14 protein-coding genes are annotated in these 21,403 nt (G+C 71.3%); 8 read left to right on the forward strand and 6 right to left on the reverse strand.

Annotation, left to right across the window (positions count from 1 at the left end; genetic code table 11):
• Positions 1-2: 2 nt before the first annotated feature.
• The 4 genes from JOM49_RS24765 to JOM49_RS24780 all read right to left on the reverse strand — a co-directional run bounded on the left by JOM49_RS24765 (position 3) and on the right by JOM49_RS24780 (position 4,393).
• Entirely contained in the window at positions 3-812 is an 810-nt protein-coding gene (locus tag JOM49_RS24765; RefSeq protein WP_209666626.1) for an HpcH/HpaI aldolase/citrate lyase family protein, read from the reverse strand.
• Positions 809-1,984 (reverse strand): CaiB/BaiF CoA transferase family protein, encoded by a 1,176-nt coding sequence (locus JOM49_RS24770; RefSeq protein WP_209666627.1) that lies wholly within the window; start codon positions 1,982-1,984, stop codon positions 809-811. Before JOM49_RS24770 ends, JOM49_RS24765 begins: the two co-directional genes overlap by 4 nt.
• Before the next feature lie 28 nt (positions 1,985-2,012).
• A complete protein-coding gene (locus tag JOM49_RS24775; protein WP_308159066.1) occupies positions 2,013-3,344 on the reverse strand; it encodes a GntP family permease in 1,332 nt (443 codons plus the stop codon).
• Between the two features lie 176 nt (positions 3,345-3,520).
• Positions 3,521-4,393, reverse strand: a complete 873-nt coding sequence (locus JOM49_RS24780) for a LysR family transcriptional regulator (protein WP_209666629.1) — start codon at positions 4,391-4,393, stop codon at positions 3,521-3,523.
• Positions 4,394-4,476: 83 nt separating this feature from the next.
• Here JOM49_RS24780 and JOM49_RS24785 point away from each other — a divergent pair, with 83 nt between their 5' ends.
• Positions 4,477-5,385 (forward strand): DMT family transporter, encoded by a 909-nt coding sequence (locus JOM49_RS24785; RefSeq protein WP_209666630.1) that lies wholly within the window; start codon positions 4,477-4,479, stop codon positions 5,383-5,385.
• 1 nt (position 5,386) lies between these two features.
• On the opposite strand, the gene JOM49_RS24790 is transcribed toward JOM49_RS24785, so the two are convergent.
• Complete coding sequence (locus JOM49_RS24790; RefSeq protein WP_209666631.1) at positions 5,387-5,740, reverse strand: VOC family protein; 354 nt, start codon at positions 5,738-5,740, stop codon at positions 5,387-5,389.
• A 73-nt stretch (positions 5,741-5,813) separates the two neighbouring features.
• Positions 5,814-6,596, reverse strand: coding sequence for an NAD(P)H-dependent oxidoreductase (locus tag JOM49_RS24795; protein WP_209666632.1), 783 nt, complete (start codon positions 6,594-6,596; stop codon positions 5,814-5,816).
• A gap of 86 nt (positions 6,597-6,682) precedes the next feature.
• Between JOM49_RS24795 and JOM49_RS24800 the strand changes: the two genes are divergently transcribed.
• From JOM49_RS24800 to JOM49_RS24830, 7 genes are all read left to right on the forward strand, one after another.
• Positions 6,683-7,045 carry a winged helix-turn-helix transcriptional regulator gene (locus JOM49_RS24800; RefSeq protein ID WP_209666633.1) on the forward strand — a complete coding sequence of 121 codons (363 nt, stop codon included), beginning with the start codon at positions 6,683-6,685 and terminating at the stop codon, positions 7,043-7,045.
• Between the two features lie 218 nt (positions 7,046-7,263).
• Positions 7,264-8,538, forward strand: coding sequence for a serine hydrolase domain-containing protein (locus JOM49_RS24805; RefSeq protein WP_209666634.1), 1,275 nt, complete (start codon positions 7,264-7,266; stop codon positions 8,536-8,538).
• A complete protein-coding gene (locus JOM49_RS24810) occupies positions 8,535-9,413 on the forward strand; it encodes an ArsR/SmtB family transcription factor (RefSeq protein WP_209666635.1) in 879 nt (292 codons plus the stop codon). Before JOM49_RS24805 ends, JOM49_RS24810 begins: the two co-directional genes overlap by 4 nt.
• A 124-nt stretch (positions 9,414-9,537) precedes the next feature.
• Positions 9,538-10,572 (forward strand): class I SAM-dependent methyltransferase, encoded by a 1,035-nt coding sequence (locus JOM49_RS24815; RefSeq protein ID WP_209666636.1) that lies wholly within the window; start codon positions 9,538-9,540, stop codon positions 10,570-10,572.
• A complete protein-coding gene (locus JOM49_RS24820) occupies positions 10,569-10,781 on the forward strand; it encodes an MbtH family protein (RefSeq protein WP_209666637.1) in 213 nt (70 codons plus the stop codon). Before JOM49_RS24815 ends, JOM49_RS24820 begins: the two co-directional genes overlap by 4 nt.
• 71 nt (positions 10,782-10,852) lie before the next feature.
• On the forward strand, positions 10,853-20,275 hold the full coding sequence (locus tag JOM49_RS24825; RefSeq protein WP_209666638.1) for a non-ribosomal peptide synthetase: 9,423 nt from the start codon (positions 10,853-10,855) through the stop codon (positions 20,273-20,275).
• A gap of 12 nt (positions 20,276-20,287) precedes the next feature.
• The gene (locus JOM49_RS24830) at positions 20,288-21,391 is read left to right on the forward strand and encodes an SAM-dependent methyltransferase (protein ID WP_209666639.1); all 1,104 of its coding nucleotides are present in this window, start codon (positions 20,288-20,290) and stop codon (positions 21,389-21,391) included.
• Positions 21,392-21,403: the final 12 nt, after the last annotated feature.

The raw sequence follows: 21,403 nt of genomic DNA on the forward strand, positions 1-21,403 counted from the left end.
CCTCACCGGGCCCGCTCCGCCTCCCGGAGAATCCGCCTGGCCCGCTCGACGACCGGACGATCGATCATCTCACCGTCCACCGCCGCCGCCCCTCCGCGGTCGGCGGCCAGCACCCGCCGCGCCCAGTCCACTTCGGCTTCCGGCGGCGCGAAAGCGGCGTGGACCAGGGGCACCTGTACGGGATGAATGCAGAGCTTGCCGCCGAATCCCCAGGCCTTCGCCCGTGCCCCGTCCCGCCTGACGGCGTCGGTGTCCCGGATGGCCGTGCTCACCCCGTCGACCGGGGCGGGCAGCGAACCCACCACCGACCAGCGCACGAGATCGCTGCGCGACGGGTCGAGCGCCGCGTCCGCGGTCACGCCCAGGTCGAGCCCGAGATCGATGCTGCCGAAGAGCAATCGGACCACCGGCCCGGCGGCGACGATCCCGGCCAGGTTCACCAGCCCCCGTGCCGACTCGATCAACGGCAGCACTGCGGCCCCGGCCGCCTCGGCGGCGGCCCGCACGTCCTCGGCGCTCTCCGCCTTGGGCAACACGACGGCGGCCGGAGCCAGCGCACGGCACGCGGCCAGGTCCTCCGTGGCTTCCGGCGTGCCGATGGCGTTGACCCGCACGACGACCGGCACCGGCGACTCCACCGGCCAGTGCTCCCGCAGGGCGACTCGGGCGGTGGCCTTGTCCGCCGGCGCCACGGCGTCTTCCAGGTCGATGATCACCACGTCGGCGCCGCCGGCCGCCGCCTTGGCGAACCGCTCCGGCCGGGTGGCGGGCACGAACAGCCAGCTGACCGCTGTGGCGAGCGACCCGGTCACGCCGCGCCCTCCTCGATCAGCGCGTCGATGTCCGCTTCGGCCAGGCCCAGTTCGGCGAGGATCGAGCGGGTGTGCTCGCCGAGTTCCGGTACGGGATCCATGCGCGGCTCGTCGCTGACCAGGCCCGGCAGCGAGAGCGACGGGACCGGGCCCGCCGGCGTGCCGACCTCGTGCCAGCGCCCGCGCGCGGCGAGTTGCGGGTGCGCCCAGACCTCGGCCATCGAGTTGACCCTGGCGTGCGCGACCGGGATCGCCGCGAGCAGGTCCATCGCCTCAGCGCCGGTCAGCGCCGCGAACCGGGCGGAGATGAGCGCGCCCAGCGCCTCCCGGTGGGTGTTGCGGTCGGCGTTGGTGGCGTAGTCGGGATCGGTGGCGAGTTCCGGGCGGCCCAGGAACCGCTCGCAGAAGGCCCGCCACTCGCGGTCGTTCTGGATGCTCATCATCACCACGCCGCCGTCCCCGGCTTCGAAGGGGCCGTAGGGGTAGATGGTCGCGTGCGCGGCCCCGGCCCGCACCGGCGGCGGGGCGCCGTCGTAGGCGTAGTAGAGCGGGAAACCCATCCACTCCACAGTGGCCTCGAGCATGGACACGTCGAGGTGCGCGCCCTTCCCGGTCCGGCCGCGTTCGAGCAGGGCGGCGAGGATGGAGCTGTAGGCGTACATGCCCGCGGCGATGTCGGAGACCGAGATGCCCGCCTTGGCCAGGTCGTCGCCGTTGCCGGTGACCGAGAGCAGCCCGGCTTCGCTCTGCACCATCAGGTCGTAGGCCTTCATCGTCTTGTACGGGCCCGGCGTGCCGTAGCCGGAGATGTCGCAGACGATCAGCCGCGGGTGCTCGGCCCGCAGTTCCTCGGCGCCGAGCCCGGCGCGGGCGGCCGCGCCGGGTGCGAGGTTCTGGATGAACACGTCGGCGTCGGCCAGCAGCCGGCGCAGGACCTCCTTCCCGCGGGGTTTCTTGATGTCCAGGGTGAGTGATTCCTTGTTCCGGTTCACCCAGACGAAATGGGAGCTCAGGCCGTTGACGCGGGTGTCGTAGGCGCGGGCGAAATCGCCGGCCCCCGGCCGTTCCACCTTGATCACCCGGGCACCGAGATCGGCGAGGTGGCGGCTGGCATAGGGAGCGGCGATCGCCTGTTCCAGCGAAACCACGGTCACACCACGAAGGGGCTGCATATCCGGCTTTCTGTCGAGAAGAAAAGGGTCAGACCACGAAACTGAGGGCCGAGACGAGCACGAGGGAGACCACGGAAGCGAGAGCCGTGACGAAGGTGAGCGCCTTCAACGCGCCTCGCGTGGTGACACCGAGCATGGTCTGGAACATCCAGAAGAAATTGCTGTTCACGTGCAGGGCGAACAACGCGCCGGAGCCGATGGCGAGGCCGAGCACCGCGGGTGGCACGTCGAGCCCGCCCATGATCGGGGCCAGGATGCCCGCGGCGGTGATGGCGGCGACGGAGATCGAGCCGATGGCCAGGTGCAGCACGGCCGCGACCAGCCACGCGAGCAGGATCGTCACCACCACGGGCACCCCGGCTTCGGCGGAGAAGAAGCCGCCGAGCACGTCCTCCAGCCCGGTCTTGCCGATGACCGCGCCCAGCGAGCCGCCGACGCCGGTGATCAGCAGGATCTGCCCGGTCGAGTTGAACCCCTTGGTCATCGACTCGGCGACCCGCTCCCGGCCGAGCGTCCGGCGCGCCGGCAGGTAGGCGCCGAGCAGGCCGACGAACAGGGCGAACACGGGATCCCCGAGGAAGGCGAGCACGCTGGACCCCACGCCGGCGGCCTCGGTGATCGCGCCGGTCGCGATGAGCAGCAGCGGGACCACGATCGGCAGGAGCGAGACGGCCAGCGGCAGCCTGGTCCGCACCGGTTCCTCGGTTTCTTCGGCTTCCAGCGGGATCACGTCGGCGACCTCGTCCTTGGCCGCGTTCCAGAACCCGCGCTTGAGCAGCCAGCCATAGACCAGCATGGTGAGCACGACGGTGATCGGGCCGAGCACGAAGCCGTAGACGAGCATGGTGCCGAGCGGCAGGTGGAGCAGTCCGGCGATGGCGACCGTGCCGAGTCCCGGCACCACGAACACATAGCCGACCAGGATCCCGGCGGTGAGCGCGCCGCCCATCATCGCGAGCCCGTCGCGGCCCATCCGGGGCGCGGCCGCGCGGGCCAGTGGGGCGGCGAGCACCAATTGCACGTCCACGTAGATGGACGGGAAAATGGTGCTGAGCACCACGCCGAGAACGTGGGGGATCTTGCGTGGTCCCAATCCACGGATCAGCAGTTCGACCAGTTTCCGCAGGGCGCCCATCGAATGCAGCAACGAGCCCAGCAGGACGCCGAAGCCGATGAGCAGACCGACTTCCGCCATGATGTCGCCGAATCCCCCGGCGATGGCCTTGATGGTGCCGTCGAACCCGAGTCCGCCGGTGAGCCCCAGGTAGAGCGAGCCGACGACCAGTGCGATCACCGGGTCCACCCGGGTCACCAGGATGAGCAGCACCACGACGACAATCGCGATGGCCGTGTGCAACACAATCAACGTGCGAATCCTCTCCCGCCAGGCCGCCTCGTCGCGGCCACGCCGTGCTGCGAGAGCAGAACACACCAAGATCGCCCCCGGTAGACGGCAATCGCGAAGACCACCATAAGGAGAGCTGATAGCTCGACCTCGGCGTCCGGGCGAAGATCCGCAGGGCCTCGCCGACGCGCTCAGCCGATCAAGGTCTTCAGCAAATCGACGGTCCGGCGCGCGGCCGGATGGTCCACAACGGACTTCTTCACCGCGGCGCTGATGTGCCGCACCGGCCGGGGGGCGACCACCGGGACCGTGGTCAGGCCGCCGGGAAGCTCGCGGATGCCCAGCTCCGGGATCACCGTGATGCCGATTCCGGTGGCCACGAAGGAGATCGCGGTCCGGTAGTCGTGGGTCTCGACGGCGAAGCTGGGGGAGAACCCAGCCTGCGCGCACGCGGCGAGCAGGATCTGGCGGCAGGCGCCCTGCCGCAGGTCGTTGTCCACCCAGGAACGTTCGGCCAGGTCGGCGAGCGGCACCTCCGACGACCCGGCGAGCGGGTCGTCGGTGCGGACGACGGCGAGGTAGGGGTCGTCGACGAGCCGGTGCACCTCGACGTGGGCGGCTCGTTCGACCGAGGCGTCCTCGACGAAGATGTCCACGTCCGGGTCGCCGCCGGTGAACTCGGTCATGCGCAGGTCCAGGCGCAGTTCCGGGAATTCGGCCCGCAGGGTGGCCACCACCGGTGCCAGCCAGCTTTCACCCGCCGAGCCGAAGTAGCCGATCGACAGGCTGCCGACCCGTCCGGCCCGCAGGTCGCCGACCACCTGCTCGAGCTGGCTCAGCGCCTCGAACAGGGTCTCGGCTTCGGCGGCCAGAGTCCGTCCCGCGGCCGTCGCTTCGATTCCGCGCCCGGCTCGTTCGAACAGCCGGAGCCCGGTTTCCCGTTGCAGCGTGGCGAGGTGCTGGCTCACCGCGGACGGGGTGTAGCCGAGCGCGGTGGCGCTCGCCCGGATCGAGCCGGTGGCGATGACCGCACGCAGGACGCGGAGTCTGAGGAGGTCCAGCATGCCGTCAACTGTACAGCGTGACTTAACAATCATGCAGTATTAATCGCTTGTGCTGTCCAAACCTGGCGGGTGACGATGGCCGCGTGACCGAACTCCAGACCACCCCCGCCGTTCCCGCCGGCCGCGCGCCGGACACCGTCAAGACCGCCGCGGCCGTGGTGCTCACCGTGGTGCTGTGGGCCTCGGCCTTCGTCGCCATCCGCGATGTCGGGCACACGATCTCGCCCGCGCCGATGGCACTGGCCCGGCTCGCCGTCGCGGCCGTCGCGCTCACCTTCTTCGTGCTGCTCCGCCACCGCCGGACCCCGGTCGTGCTGCCGGCGCGCAAATCCCTGCTGCTGATCTCCGTGTACGCCGTGCTCTGGCTCGCGGGCTACACCGTCGCGCTCAACGCCGCCGAACGGCACGTGGACGCGGGTACCGCGGCGCTGCTGGTGAACATCGCGCCGCTGCTGGTCGCCGTCGCGGCCGGGAAGGTCCTCGGCGAGGGCTACTCGCGGCCGCTGATCCTCGGCTCACTGGTGGCGATGGGCGGTGTGGCCGTCATCGCGGCGGGCGCGGACTCCCAGCGCGACTGGCTCGGCGTGGTCCTTTGTGTACTCGCGGCCGTGCTGTACGCCTCCGGTGTGCTGGTGCAGAAGCTGACCCTGCGCGCGGTGGACGGGCTGACCGCGATCTGGCTCGGCTGCCTCATCGGCACCGTGGTGCTGCTGCCCTGGGCACCTCGGCTGGTCGCGGAACTGGGCGCCGCCCCGGCCGGTGCCGTGGCCGGTGTGGTCTACCTCGGCCTGTTCCCGACCGCGATCGGTTTCACCGCCTGGGCCTACGCGTTGCGGCGGATGGACGCGGGCCGCCTCAGCGCGACGACCTACGCCGTGCCCGCCGTGTCGGTGCTGCTGTCGTGGCTGCTGCTCGCCGAGGTCCCGACCGTCTACGGCCTGCTCGGCGGCGCGATCTGCCTGGCCGGGGTGGCGATCGCCCGCCGCCGGTAGGTCAGCCGGGCTCGAGGTGGGCGAGGACGTTGACCACCGAGCCGCCGGGGTCCTCGACGAAGAAGCGGCGCACGCCCCACGGCTCGTCGGTAAGGGGGTAGACCACCCGCAGCCCGCGGCGGACGGCCTCGGCGTGCGCCGCGTCGACCGCCGCCGCCGTGCCCACGTCGATCCCGAAGTCCGGCTTTTCCGTGCCGTGCGGGGGAATGATGAGCTGGGCCGTGGGATTGCCGGGGGAGCGCAGGCACAGGACGGGGTCGTCCATGGCGACTTCGAGGCCGAGCACGCCGACGTAGAACTCCCGGGACGCGGCCACGTCTTTCCCGCCGGCGTAGGGGAGGATTCGTTCGATCATCGGCTGAGCATGGCGGCCCGGCGCCCCGGCGGTCTTGGAGAAACGGGAGCCCGACTGGTGTATAACGCCCTATTCAGCTCGGCTTTGAGCGGTCCATCAAGTGAATGCTCAGGCCCTCACGTCCCGGAGCTGCGGAAGGGCGGAGGTGACGGTCGGCGTCGTAGTCGCCGTCGGCCAGCGCGCGGTAGGGGATCGGTGGTTCCGAGCCGAGCGTGGTGAGGCGGGCACGCAGGCGGTCCGCCTCGTGGTCGAGCTGGTTCCAGCCGGGGCGGTCGGTGCCCGCGACGAGGTGCGGCCGCAGCGGCTGCATGCCGGTGTACCAGAAGATCCCGTGCAGGAACGGGAAGAACAGCTCGCCCGCCTCGCCGTTGATGCCTCGCGGGTCGAACGCGGTCTCGCGGTCTCCGGCGGTGATCACGGCGAGAGCCCGCTTCCCGGCCAGGCCGCCGTCGCCGTACTTGCGGGTGCGGCCCGCCGGATCCTTGAGCCCGAAGGCGAAACCCTTGACGAAGACGCGGTCGAACCAGCCCTTGAGGATCGCCGGCATGCCGTACCACCACAGCGGGAAGTGGAACACCACCAGCGAAGCGCGCCGGAGCTTCTCCTGCTCGGCGACGATGTCTTCGGTCAGCGAGCCACGCTCGTACGCCTCCGCTGACTGGTCGCCGACCGGGAGGTCCGGGCGCTCGGGAACGCCGAAGTCCTGTGGTGTCACCGCGGCCTTCCAGTCCATGGCGTAGAGGTCGGAGGTCGTCACCGCGTAACCGAGGTTGGGCAACGTCTTGGTGGTGACTTCGGCCAGGCGCGCGTTGAGCGAATTGGCGCCGGGATGCGCGATGACCACGAGAGCGTCCATGGGGCGAACGCTAGGAACGAAGTACGCTCGGGACAAGTACGCACATTCTCGGCACATACTGACACTTCGGATACTGAGGAGCTCGGATGCGGGATCCGGTGCGCGCCGCGCTCGACGTGTGCCCCGTCGAGGTGTCGATCGCCGTGCTCGGCGGAGCGTGGAAGCTGAGCGTCGTGCGGTATCTGCTGACGCGCACGCACCGGTTCGGCGAACTGCAGCGTGCCGTCGGCGAGGTCACGCCGCGCACGCTCACCCGTGCCCTGCGCGAACTCGAGACCGACGGCATCGTCACGCGCACCGTCTACCCCGAGGTGCCGCCCCGGGTCGAGTACTCCCTCACCGAGCTGGGCCGATCCCTGGGCCCGGTGGTCGACTGGCTGGAGCAGTGGGGCGAGTCCTACGCGAAGACGCAGGCCACTCTTTCGAGTGACGCCACCCTCGGTGACTGAACACCGCTCAAGTCAAGTGGGGAAATCACTCGATGCGCAATTCGGTGGTACATCACCATCTTGATTGTCACATTGTGCCACACTTCGACTACTACAGGTTGACTACAGTCCCTCTACAGGTAGCCCTGTAACGCTCAGGTTACGGAAGCGGGGCTGGGGTGCCGTTTGCGCGTGGCGGCCACCCGCTCCGGACAGTGACGCAGCGAAGGGGCGGCTTCATGCGATTTGCCGACTTGCCGGAGACCTTCCGGAGCTTGGCCGAACGGACGGGCGTGCCCGGGGCGCAGTTGACCCTGCACCGGGCGGGCGAGACCGTGACGGTGACCTGCGGACGCCCGGCGCTCACCGGCGCCGCGACCGTGGGACCGCGGACGATGTTCCCGCTCGGCTCGGTCACCAAGACCTTCACCGCGACCGTGGCCGTGCAGCTGGTGGCGGACGGCGACGCCGAGTTCGACGCGCCGCTGTCGGAGTACCTGGGCGAGCTGGCGGGCGCCCGGTCCCGCGCGCTGCGCGAGGTCACCCTCCGCCAGGCGCTCAGCCACACCGGCGGCGTGATCTCCGATTTCGAACTCGGCACCGAAGGTCCCGTCTCCCCGCGCCGGTACGTGCAGGCGTTGCTGGACCGCCCGGACGTGTGGCGGCCGGGTGCCGCGTTCTCCTACTCCAACACCGGGTACGTGCTCGCCGGGCACCTGGTGGAGCGGCTGACCGGGATGGACTGGTGGGAGACCGTCGATTCGTTCGTGAACGCGCCGCTGGGGCTCGACATCGGCCGGCTCGGCGACCCGGCGCCCGGCCTGGCGGTACCGCACGTGCCCGCGGCCGGTGGCCTGACCGCGGTGGAACCCGCGCTGCCCGCCGGCTGGGAGCCCGCGGGCGGGCTGGCCGCGACGAGTGAGGCGCTGGTGCGGTTCGCGCTGGCGCACCTCGACGGGAAACTGGTGCCCGCCGAATTGGCGGCGGTCATGCGGGAACCGGTGGCGGCGGAGCCGTTCGGCGTCGCCGACGGCTGGGGGCTCGGCTGGGCGCTCTACGACTCGCCGGACGGATCTTGGTACGGCCACGACGGGACACTGGCCGGGAGCAGTTGCTCGGTCCGGGTGCACGCGCCGACCCGCACCGCGGTGGCGCTGCTGGCCAACGGCAGTGCCGGGCTGGACCTGTGGACGCGCGTCGCCGCCGAGATCGGTGCCGGGGCGTACCGGCCGCCGCGGGTCGAGTTCACGAATCCGCCGGATGGCCGCGAATTCATCGGTGACTACTACAACGACACCACGTGCTTCACCGTCAGCCGACGCGGACACGGGGAGCTCGGGCTGTCCGATGGCACCGGCTTGGACGCGGTGCTGCGCGTGGGCGACGGCGATCTGGTCCAGGTCTTGGGCATGGACGAAGGTACGCACGTGGGCCGGTTCCTGCGTGAGCCCGGCGGGGAGGTGGCCGCACTGCAGTTCAGCGGCCGGATCGCCCGCCTGCGGGTCGCGCCATGACCCGGATCCACTTCACCTTCGACGACATCGCCCGGACCTGCCTCGCGGAATCGCTCAACCCGGCCGAGGAAGCGGTGTTCGCCCTCGATGCCTTGTCCGACATGCAGAACACCGCGCTCGCGAGCTGGCGGCGCACGGCCGTGCGCCGCTTGGGCGAGCTGACCGACGTCGTCGCCGCGCTGTGCCGGGAACTCCGCCCGGTCCCGGACCTGCTGTGGCTGACCGACCGGCGCGCGAGACCGGACGACGACCGGCTGGCCGCCGCCGGGCTCACCGGATCGGGTGTGGCCTCGCTCGCCCGGCAGTTCGCCGAGGGCGTCGTGGTGCCGTGCTGGCCTTCGATCGCGAACCACTTCGGCACCATGGTGCGGCGCAAGGAACGCGAGTCGGGCGGCGGGGTGCACGCGTTGCTGAGCAGCCTGCACCCCCGGATCCGCTGGCACGGCCCGGCGCTCGACATCGACGACGGCCGGGCGGCGGAGATCCGGCTCGCCGGACGGGGTTTGACCGTGGTGCATTCGGCTTTCCTGAGTTCCGCGCCCGCGGTGCTGATCGGCCGGGGGAGTGAGATGGATCCGCCGGCGCTGGTGGTGTCCGCGCTACCGGAGATCGCCGGGCGCCTGCGCTGGTCGCGTGAGCGCGATCCGTCCGTCGCCGCGTTGAGCGCGTTGCTCGGGAGAACCCGGGCCACACTGCTGTGGCAGTTGAACGACACTTGCACGACCGGGGAACTCGCGAAACGCGCGGGCGTTTCGGCGGCCACGGTCAGCCAGCACACCGGAATCCTGCGCGAAGCGGGCCTGATCACCACCGCGCGTCAACGGAACACGGTGCACCACAGCCTTACCGTGCTCGGCAGGCAACTGGTGCGCTAGGACAGTGCCTAGGCCTTTTTAAGCTCTCCCTTAAGGTGTTTGACCGCCGTCGGCGAGCGCCCATATGGTCGGGTAACCCGAAAATACTTTTCCGTTTTGCTCTCGGTGAATGGAGTGAACGCAGATGACTTCGTCTTTTGTCGATTCGGATTCGGAACGGGCAGTCGCGTCCATCTTCAACTCGGCGGTCGCCTCGGCGGCGATCGGCGCAGCCTGGGAACTGGGCATACTCGACGAATTGCGGGAAAACCGGAAAGCGGATCTGCCGAGCTTCGCGCTGCAGCACGACCTCGACATCCGCTCGGCGCAGGGGCTGGTCACCGCGCTCGCGGTGGTGGGCGTGGTCGAGCGCGACCGCGACACCGTGGTGCCCGGCCGCCACTTCGACGAGGCGTACCGGACGAAGTCGCTGTTCCACTGGCTCAGCCTCGGCTCGGGCCAGCTGTTCTCCCGCATGCAGTACGTGCTGCGCAACGAAAACCGGGCCGGCGCGCTGGACCGCCGTGACTCCGCGGCCATCGCCTACGCCTGCCGCGACATCAACACCCAGTACTTCGACCCGGCGTTCTGGGGCGCGATGGACGGCCTCGGCTACGAGTTCACTTCGGTGGTGGACCTCGGTTGCGGCAGCGGCGAGCGGCTGATGCAGATCCTCGACCGGCACCCCGGCGTCACCGGCATCGGCGTGGACCTGGCCGGGCCCGCGCTGGAGGTGGCGGTCGCCGAGACCAAGGAGCGCAACCTGTCCGACCGGCTCACCTTCGTCGAGGGTGACGCCCGCGAGATCACCTACCGCGACGAGTTCGCGGACGTGGACCTGTTGACCTGCTTCATGATGGGGCACGACTTCTGGCCGCGGGAGAACTGCGTCGCGACGCTGCGCCGGCTGCGAGAGTCCTTCCCGAAAGTACGGCGGTTCCTGCTCGGCGACGCGACGCGCATCCTGCTGGGCGACCCGCAGACCGGGGGCGCGGTGACCGAGGACGACGTGCCGGTGTTCACCCTCGGCTTCGAACTCGGGCACGCGATGATGGACGTCTACCTGCCCACGATGGACGAGTGGGACGGCGTGTTCGCCGACGGCGGCTGGCGCTGCGTGAACAAGCACCTCATCGAATCGCTGACCCTGTCCGTCGTCTTCGAATTGGAGCACGCGTGACGAATCCGTTCGAGAACCCGGAAGGCAATTACCTGGTGTTGCGCAACCACGAGGGCCAGCATTCTTTGTGGCCTGCCCACCTGGCCGTTCCGGCGGGCTGGGAAACGGTGCACGGCGAAGCGGGACTCGACGAGTGCCGCGAATACGTCGAACGGTACTGGACCGATATGCGCCCGGTGAGTCTCGCGGCCCGGATGGACAGCCGCTGAACCACCCCTTTCCCGATCGAAGCACGAATCCGAATGGGCGATCCGGCCCGAGAAAGCGCGCGGAGGTTGAAGTGGATGGCGCCGCACCACCGACGTTCACCGAGCTGTTCGAGGCACAGGTCCGGCGGTCCCCGGCGGCGACCGCGCTGGTGCACGAGCGGCGCTCGTGGACCTACGCGGAGCTGAACGGCCGGGCCAACCGGCTCGCCAGGTCGCTGGTGGCCAGGGGCGCCGAACCGGAGCGGCTGATCGCGCTGCTGCTCCCGCGCGGGCCGGAGTTCGTGGTCGGTGTGCTCGCCGCGCTCAAGGCGGGCGCACCGTTCCTGCCCATCGACCCGAGTTACCCCGAGGACCGGATCCGGTTCCTGTTCGCCGATGCCGCGCCCCGGCTCGTGGTCTGCGAGCGCGGGACCGAGGCCGCGGTACCGGCGGACCACCGGGCCGACCGGCTGCCGCTCGACGACCCCGCGCTCGTGGCGGAGCTGGCGGCGCACGCGGACGGCGACCTGACCGACGCCGACCGCGCCGCGCCGGTCCTGCCGGACCACACCGCCTACGTCATCTACACCTCGGGTTCCACCGGGCGGCCCAAGGGCGTGATCATCAGCCACGTCGGCGCGGACACCGTGCCGAGGCTGGCCGGGCGCTTCGGCCTGGACCGGCACAGTCGCGCACTGCAGTTCGCCCCGACCGGCTTCGACGCGGCGCTGTGGGACATCTTCACGCCGCTGCTGACCGGGGGCGCCATCGTCGCCGCGCCCGCCGAGCGGACGAGTTCCGACCTCGCGCTGGCCGAACTGCTGGTGGAGCAGGAGATCACCCACGCCACCATCCCGCCCGCCGCCCTGGCCGCGATGTCCCCGGGAACCTTCCCGCCGGGGGTGTCGCTGTACCTGGCCGGTGAGGCGTTCGCGCCGACGCTGCTGGAGAAGTGGGCGCAGGGCCGGTTCGTGGTCAACGGTTATGGCGCTACCGAAGCCACGATCTGCACCACGGTCAGCGAACCGCTGCGGGGTGCGGTGGTGCCCCCGCTCGGCACGCCGGTCGACGGCACCACGGCCTACGTGCTGGACGCTTCGCTGCGACCGGTCGGCCCGGGCGAGGTCGGCGAGTGCTACCTCGCCGGAACCGGCCTCGCCCGTGGTTACCTCAACCGGCCCTGGCTCACCGCCGAACGGTTCGTGGCCAACCCGTTCGGGGCGCCGGGGGAGCGGATGTACCGGACCGGTGACCTGGTGCGGGTGGCCGACGGCGGCGAATGGCTGTTCGCCGGCCGCGCCGACAACCAGGTCAAGATCCGCGGGTTCCGGGTCGAACTGGGTGAGATCGAGCTGGCGCTGGCTGCCTTCGAGCACGTCGATCGGGCGGCCGTGGTGCTCGGCCAGGACCGCGAAGGCGAGCCGCGGCTGGTCGCCCACGTGGTGGCCAACGACGCCGGCGCGCTCGACAGCGACCAGTTGCGCGAATTCCTCGGCGCGCGGCTGCCCGCGTACATGGTGCCCTCGCTTTACCTGCTGCACGAAGAATTCCCGCTGACCCCGCACGGCAAGATCGACCGTGACGCACTGCCCGAGCCGTCGTCCGGAACGCTGCTGCCCGGCCGTGGCGGCACGCACACCGAGCCCGCGACCGAGACCGAACGCCGGATCGCGGAGATCTGGTGTGACGTCCTCGAACTGGACGAGGCCCACCCGGAGGACGACTTCTTCGCCAAGGGCGGCGATTCCCTGCGTGCCCTGCGCGTCCTGCGTCAGGCGATGTCGGTGTTCGGCGTGCACATCTCGCCGGAGGTCCTGTTCGACGAGCCGAAACTCGCCGGGTTCGCGGCCGCCGTCGACGCGCTCGCCGGGCAGGCCCCGTCCACCATCGACCGGGTCCCGCGTGAGGGCCCGATCCCGCTGTCCCCGGTCCAGGAGCGCCTGTGGTTCCTCCAGGAGTTCGACCGGGAATCCTTCGAGTACAACGTCGCCGGTGGCCTGCGCTTCCACGGTGACCTCGACGAGGACCTGCTGCGGAGGGTGCTCGGCGAGCTGATCGCCGAACACGACTCGCTGCGGACCGCCTTCGCCTCCACCGGCGGTACCGGGCACCAGCTGGTGTCGCCGCCGCGGGAGGTGGACCTGCCGCTGATCGACCTTTCCGGCGTCGGCCAGGAGGCCTTCGAGCGCCAGGTGCGGCCCGAGCTGGTGCGCCCCTTCGACCTGCGGCGTGAACAGCCGAGCCGCTGGTGGCTCTACCGGTTCTCCGAGACCGAGCACGTGCTCGTGTTCTCGCTGCACCACATCATCACCGACGGCACTTCGATCCGGTTGATGGCGGAGGAACTGTGTGCCCGCTACGACGCCGGGACGCGGGGTGCCGAGGCGGACCTGCCGGCGCAGGCGGTGCAGTACCCGGACTTCGCGGTGTGGCAACGCGAGCAGTGGCGCGATCCGGCCGGGCACCTCGACTACTGGCGGGCCCAGCTGGCCGACCTGCCGATGGCCGAGGTGCCCGCCGACCACCCGCGCCCGCCGGTGCGCCGCGGAGCCGGGGCACGCCACCAGTTCGAGATCCCCGCCGAGCTGACCGACCGGCTGCGGCGGATCAGCTCGGGTGCCGACACCACGCTGTTCGCCACCCTGGTCGCCGCGGTGCAGGTGCTGCTGGCCCGCTACACCGGTGAGCGCGACATCGCCGTCGGCACGGTGACCGACGGCCGCAACCGGCCCGAACTGGAGCGGATGCTCGGTTTCTTCATCAACACACTGGTGCTGCGGTCCACAGTGGACGAGCAGCTGTCGTTCACCGCGTTCCTGCGTTCGGTCAAGGCCACCATCCGGGACGGGTTCGCCCACCAGGACTTGCCGTTCAACCGCATGGTCGACGCCGTGGGCGTGCCCCGCGACCCCAGCCGCACGCCGTTGTTCCAGGCCGTGGTCGCCCTGCAGGACAACTGGCTGCCCGGCCGCGAGACCGGCGGCCTGCGCGTCGAGCGGGCGAGCCTGCCGGACACCGTGGCGGTCACCGACCTGGTCTTCGACTTCGAGGAGTCCGGCGGCAGGCTCAACGGCGCGCTCGGCTACGACACGAGCCTGTTCGAGCCCGCCACCGTCGAACGGATGGCGGAAAACTTCCTGACGCTGCTGACCGCTGTGGCCACCGACGCCGACCGCCCGCTGTCCCGGCTGCCCTCGCTGGCCCCGGCACAGCAGCAGCGGACCACCCTGGCGTACAACGACTCCGCCGGTGAGCAGCCGCTGGACGTGCCGCTGCACGAGTTGTTCGCGCGGCACGCCCACGCGAATCCGGACGCCACCGCGGTGATCTACGACGACGCGCGCCTCACCTACGGCGAACTCGACGCGCGGGCGAACCGGCTGGCACACCACCTGATCGGCCTGGGCGTGCGACCGGGCGAGGTGGTCGCCATCTGCGCCGAGCGCGGGATCGACCTGCCGGTCGGCCTGCTGGGCATCCTCAAGACCGGGGCGGCCTACCTGACCGTCGATCCCGGCCAGCCCGCCGAGCGCACCCGGTTCATGATCGAGGAAGCCGGGGTCTCGGTCGCGCTGGCCGGGGACGACCACCTCGGCGAGTACCGCGAGCTGGTCGCCACCGCGGTCCCGCTGGGCGCGGACCACCCCGAGCTGCCCGCGCACGCTCCCGACATCACGGTCAGCGGCGACGACCTCGCCTGCGTGCTGTTCACCTCGGGCTCCACCGGACGGCCCAAGGGTGCCGTCTCACCGCATCGCGCCACCGTGCACGCGTTGTACGGCACCGGGTTCTTCGAGCTGGACGAGCACGAAGTGATCCTGCAGAGCATGGGCGTGTCCTGGGACGGGCTCTCGCTCGAACTGTGGTCGGCGCTGCTGCACGGGGCCTCGCTGGTGTTCTACCCCGGCCGCTCGATCGACGCCGACGTGCTGGTCTCCGAGGTCCGGCGGCACGGGGTCACCACGATGTGCCTGGCGGCCGGCCTGTTCAACCTGCTCGCGGAGAACCACCTCGACCTGTTCGGGGACGTCCGGCAGGTGCTCTTCGGCGGCGACGTCGCCTCGATGGCGCACATCCGCGCGGTCGCCCGCACCTACCCGGAACTGCGCCTGATCAACGGCTACGGGCCGGTGGAGACGATGGTCGTCGCCGCCTGCCACCGCGTGCGGCCGCACGACGTCGCGGACGACCGGCCGCTGGTGCCGATCGGCCCGCCGCTGCGCAACCGGCGGCTGTACGTGCTCGACGGCTCGCTGCGCCCGGTACCCGACGGCGTGTCCGGTGAGCTGTACATCGGCGGGCCCGGGGTGGCCTTCGGGTATGTGAACCGGCCGGCGTTGTCCGCCGAGCGGTTCGTCGCCGACCCGTTCGGCGCTCCCGGCGACCGCCTCTACCGCACCGGTGACCTGGCCAGGTGGGCCACCGAAGGGCTGCTGGAGTTCCTCGGCCGCGCCGACAACCAGGTCAAGGTCCGGGGTTTCCGGATCGAGCCCGGTGAGATCGAGATGGTGCTCGCCGCCGACGACCGCGTCGGCCAGGCGGCCGTGCTGGTGCGGGAGGACACACCGGGCGTCAAGCGGCTGACCGCCTACGTCGCGCCCGCCACCGGTCACGCGGTGGACGCACTCGACGTGGCGAGCCTGCGCGCGGTGGCGGCGGAACGCCTGCCGGAGTACATGGTGCCCGCCGACCTCGTGGTGCTGCCGGAGATCCCGTTGACCCGCAACGGGAAGCTCGACCGCGGCGCACTGCCCGCGCCGACCGGCCGGGCCGCGGGCGCGGGGGAGTACGTCGCACCGCGCACGCCGGTGGAGGAGACGCTCACGCGGATCTGGGGCGAGGTGCTCGGCACCGCGTCCTTCGGCGTCACGGACAACTTCTTCCAGCTCGGCGGTGACTCGATCCTGAGCCTGCAGGTGGTCTCGAAGGCCCGGCAGGCGGGGCTCGCGGTCAGTTCACAGCTGATCTTCGGGCACCAGACGGTGGCGGAACTCGCCGCGGCCGTGGTCCCGGCCGAGGTGGCCGAGATCGCGGAGGGGCCCGTCGCCGGTCCGGTGCCACTGCTGCCGATCCAGCGGTGGTTCCTGGACCGGCATCCCGAGCACCCCGAGCGGTTCAACCAGTGGGTGAGTGTGGAGCTGTCGCCGGACGCCGATCCGGCCGTGGTGCGCCGGGCGCTCGAACTGGCCGCCGGGCACCACGACGGGTTCAAGCTGCGCTTCGACCCGATGCAGCGCCTCGACCCCGAGGCCACCCCGCTCGACTGGGCCGAGCAGTCCGAAGTGGACCCGGCCGTGCGGTCGTTCGACCTCGAAGCCGGGCCGCTGCTGCGTGCCGTGCTCACCCGGCCCGCGAAGCTGACGCTCATCGCGCACCACCTGGTGATGGACGCGGTGTCGTGGCGGATCCTGCTCGAAGACCTCGGCACCGCCTACGAAGCCCTCACCGCAGGCCGGGAACCCCGGCTACCGGGCCGGACCACTTCGTTCAAGGCGTGGGCCGAGCTGGTCGCGGACGCGGCTCGAGACGGCCGGTTCGACGACGAACTCGACTTCTGGCGAGCCGTATCCGCCCCAGCGCCCCTGCCGCGTGACGGCGAAGCAGGACCTGCCGGTACCGCCAAGGCCGTCACCGTCCGGCTGGACGCCGAGAAGACCCGCGCGCTGGTGCAGCAGGTGCCGTCGGCTTACCGGGCGCAGCCCCACGAAGTCCTGCTCGGTGCGCTCGCCGCCGCGCTGGCGTCGTGGACCGGGAGCCCGGACCTGCTCATCGACGTCGAGGGGCACGGCCGCGAGGACGGCGCCGACATCGCCGCGGCGGGCACCGAGCTGTCCCGGACCACCGGCTGGTTCACCACGCTGTACCCGGTTCCGCTGACCGTCGCGCCGGGGATCGGCGAGGACGCGCTGCTCAAGTCGGTGAAGGAGCAGGTGCGCGCGGTCCCGCGGCGAGGGCTCGGCCACGGCGCGCTGCTGGCCAACGGCGACCTGCCCGAGGACCGGCCGAACCCCGAGATCAGCTTCAACTACCTGGGGCAGTGGGATTCCGCGGCCGACGGCGGATCGCTCTATGACGGCGGTTCGCTGGCCATGGGCCTCGACCGGCACCCCGGGCACCGCCGCGAGCACCTGCTCGACGTGGTCGGCTCGATCCGCGCCGGGGAACTGGAGCTCGAGTGGACCTACTCCCCGGAGGCGCACACCGAGCACACCGTCACCGCGCTGGCCGAATTCATGCTGGACGAACTCGGCGCGCTGATCGCGCACTGCGCCGGTGGGGCGCGCGGGTGCACACCGTCGGACTTCCCGCTGGCCGACCTGGACCAGGCCGCGGTCGACCGCATCGCCGGTGACGGGCGCGACGTGCAGGACATCTACCCGCTCACCGCGATGCAGCAGGGGATGCTGTTCCACAGCCTGGCCGAGCCGGAGGAGGACGTCTACCACGCGCAGGTCGAGTTCGCGCTGGACGGTGTGTCCGATGTGGACACCCTGGCGCGGGCCTGGCAGGAGGTGACCGACCGGCTCGACGTGCTGCGCACCTCGCTGGTCTGGCAGGAGGTCGAAACCCCGGTGCAGGTCGTGCGCCGCGGGGTGGTGCTGCCGGTCACCCGGTTCGACTGGTCGGCGCTGAGCCCCGACCGGCAGCGGGTGGAACTGCGGGCCTACCTCGCTCGCGACCGGGCCGCGAAGTTCACCCTGGCCGAGCCTTCGGTGGCCAGGGTCGCGATCGCCGCGCTGCCCGGCGACAGCGCCGCGGTGGTGTTCACCTTCCACCACGTGCTGCTTGACGGCTGGAGCGTGCAGCAGGTGCTGGCCGAGCTCTTCGCCGCCCACGCCCGGCTCGCCGGTGTGCCCGGTGCCGCCGATCCGGCCCGGCGCCGCCCGTTCTCGGACTACGTCGCCTGGCTGGAGCGTCAGGACGAAGCGGCGGCGGGGGAGTACTGGCGGGAGGAACTGGCCGGGCTGGGAGAACCACCCGCGCTGCCCTACGACCGCCCGCCGGTGCAGGCCCACCGCGCCCGCGGCACCGAGCAGGTCCGCCGCGCGCTGCCGGAAGGGCTCCGGCGCAGGCTGGCCGAGTTCACCAAGCGGGAACGGCTCACCCTCAACGCACTGGTGCAGGGTGCCTGGGCGCTGTTGCTGTCGCGGTACTCGGGACAGCGGGACGTGTGTTTCGGCTCGGTGGTGTCCGGCCGCGACGGCGATCTCGCCGGCGTCGAGGACATCTGCGGCATGGTCATCAACACCATCCCGGTGCGTGCCCGGATCGACGGGGCCGGCGGGGTGCTGGACTGGCTGCACGAGTTGCAGCGCAAGCAGGCGCGGTCGCGGCAGTTCAGCTACGTCTCGCGGCGCCAGCTCACCGGCTGGCTCGAAGACGGCGGATCCGACCTGTTCGACAGCGCGGTGGTGTTCGAGAACTACCCGGTCCGCTACGACGTGGCCGCGGCGCACGGGCTCGGCATCCGCGACCTGAACGCCGCCGACGCCAACAACTTCCCGCTCACCCTGGTCTTCTTCGCCGCGGCCGAGCCCTCGTTCATGCTGGCCTACGACGGCACGCTGTTCGACGCCGCCACCATGGAACGCCTCGGCGAGCACCTCACCACCCTGCTCGAGTCCATTGTGGAGGCGGGCAACCAGCCGCTGGCCCGGCTCGGCCTGCTCAGCGAGGCGGAACACGCGCAGCTGGCGCGGTGGAACGACACGACCTCGAACTACGCGGCGGGGCACACCCTGCACGCCCTGTTCGAGCAGCAGGCCGACCGCACGCCCGACAAGGTCGCGGTGATCGGCGGCGACGAGGAACTGACCTACCGGGAGCTGGACGAGCGCGCCAACCGGCTGGCCCACCACCTCATCGAGGCGGGGGTCCGGCCCGACAGCGTGGTCGCCATCCTGAGCCGGCGCGACCTCGGCATGGTGGTGAGCATGCTCGCCGCGCACAAGGCGGGCGGTGCGTACGCCATGATCGATCCCGAATACCCCGAGGACCGGATCGCACGGCTCGTCGGCGACCTGCGCCCCGCCGTGGTGGTGGCCGGGCAGGAGCTGGCCGCGAAGGTGCCGGACGTGGACGTGCCGGTGGTCCGCCCGGACAGCGACGCGGCGGCGATCGCCGCCCGGCCCGCGGCCCGGCCGGACGGCGGCGCGTCCCCGGACAGCCTCGCCTGCGTCATGTTCACCTCCGGGTCCACCGGGCGGCCGAAGGGCGTGTGCGCCCCGCACCGCGCCATGGTCCGCACGTTCACCGGCCAGGACTTCCTCGAGTTCGGCCCGGACGAGGTCTTCCTGCAGTACTCGCCGATGTCCTGGGACGCCGCGCAACTGGAGCTGTGGGGCGCCACGCTGCACGGCGGTACCTCGGTGGTGTGCCCCAGCCCGAAGCTCGACCTGCCGCTGCTGATCTCGCTGATCGAGCGGCACCGGGTCACCACGCTCTGGCTGTCGGCGAGCCTGTTCAACGCGGTGGTGGACAACCATCCCGGCGTGCTCGACCAGGTCAAGCAGGTGGCCACCGGCGGCGAGGCGGCGTCCACCCCGCACATCAGGGCGGCCCGCCGCCGCTACCCCGACCTGCGGCTGGTGCACGGCTGCGGCCCGGTGGAGAGCATGGTCTTCGCCACCACGCACCAGATCTCCACCGCCGACACCGGCCCGCTGATCCCGATCGGCGCGCCGATGCCCAACACCACCGGCTACGTGCTGGACGCGGACCTCAACCAGGTCCCCGTCGGCGTGGCCGGCGAGTGGTACATCGGCGGTGACGGCCTGGCACGCGGTTACCTCGGCTGGCCCACGCTGACCGCCGAGCGGTTCGTGGCCAGTCCGTTCGGGCCGCCGGGTTCGCGGCTCTACCGCACCGGTGACCTGGTGCGGTGGCGTGCGGACGGCACGATGGAAATGCTCGGCCGGGCCGACGACCAGGTGAAGATCCGCGGTCACCGGGTCGAACCCGGTGAGATCGAGAGCGCGCTGCTGGGGCACCCGGACGTGGCCGCCGCGGCGGTGACCCTGCGCGAGGACCAGCCGGGCGTGCGGCGGCTCATCGGCTACCTCGTGCCCGCCGGTGCCTGTGACGTGGCCGCGGTGCGGGACTTCCTGGCCGAGCGGCTGCCGGACTACCTGGTGCCCGCCGCGTTCGTGGTCCTCGACGCGCTGCCGCTGACCCCGACCGGCAAGGTCGACCGGGCCGCGCTGCCCGAACCCGCCGGGCGCCCGGAACTCGCCGCGGCCTACCTGGCCCCGGAAACCCCCACCGAGGAAGGCCTCGCCGGGCTGTGGAGCGAAGTGCTGGGCGTGGAGCGGGTGGGCGTGGAGGACGACTTCTTCGACATCGGCGGCGATTCGATCCTGACCATCCGGCTGCTGTCGGAGATCCGCGGCCTGTTCGGGGTGAAGCTCTCGCCGCGCGTGGTGTTCGACAAGCGGACCGTGCGGGCGCTGGCCGCCGCGGTGGAGGTCGCCGTGCTGGAGGACATCGAAAGCGCACTGGCGGCCGAGGGCGCCTGAGGACCGGGAGGGATGGACGTGGTGGAGACCAACCGGATCGGCTACGCCGGTGGCGCGGTCGACGTGCTGGTCGATACGGCGGGCTGGGACGCGAGCCGGCCGCAGCTGTGGCCGTCGGTGGGCATGTACCCGTGCTACGACGAGCTGCTCTACGACCTGATGACGCTGGACGAGGTGCGCAACACCGCGTACCGCACCGCGCTGGAGCGGACCGCGCCCGGCCGCTCGGCGCTCGACATCGGCACCGGGCGCGATCTGAACTGGGCCATCGAAGCGGTGGCGGGCGGCGCCACCGAGGTGATCGCCGTGGAGGGCATGCCGGAAACCTACGAAATGGCCAGGGAACGGCTCGCCGACCTCGAATGGGGTGACCGGATCAAGCTGTGCCAAGGACTGTCCACCGACCTGAACCTGGACCGCCGGGCCGAGCTGTGCGTCTCCGAGATCATCGGCGACATCGGCGGTGCCGAGGGCGCGGCCGTGGTGCTCGCCGACGCCCGGCGCCGCCTCACCACCCCGGACGCGGTGTTCGTGCCGGACAGCTGCGCCACCTTCGCCGGTGCGGTCTGCTTCGACGACATCTTCGGCGGTGACACGGGTTTCTTCGCCGAGTCGCTGGACCTGCTGAGCCAGGCGTTCACCATCCACAACGGACCGTTCGATGTACTGCTCGGGGTGGCCAACGCGGGACCCGACGCGCTGGTGACCGATCACGCGCGGCTGGAGCAGCTGGAGTTCAACGGGGACCTCGCGGTCACCGGGGACACCTCGGCGACGCTGACCGTGCGCCGACCAGGCCGGGTGGACGGGCTCCTGCTGTGGATCGAGCTGCGCTGCCTGCCCGGTGGTGAGCCGGTGAACTCGCTGACCATGCGCACCAACTGGATGCCGGTGTACCTCCCGCTGTTCGAGCGGCCCCGACAGGTGCGCCCGGGGGACCGGCTGGACCTCGGTTTCCGCTACGCACCGGCCGAGGACGGCGTGCACCCCGACTACTCGGTGACCGCGTGCCTGCACACCGCCGACGGTGAAGCGGGCGGCGAGCACCACGTCCGGCACCGACCGACCGATTTCCGCGCGCACCCGGTCTACGAGCGGCTGTTCCCCGCCCGCTGACCCACCGACCGC

Origin of the sequence: Amycolatopsis magusensis, assembly GCF_017875555.1 — a bacterium.
GTDB classification, from domain to species: Bacteria; Actinomycetota; Actinomycetes; order Mycobacteriales; family Pseudonocardiaceae; genus Amycolatopsis; species Amycolatopsis magusensis.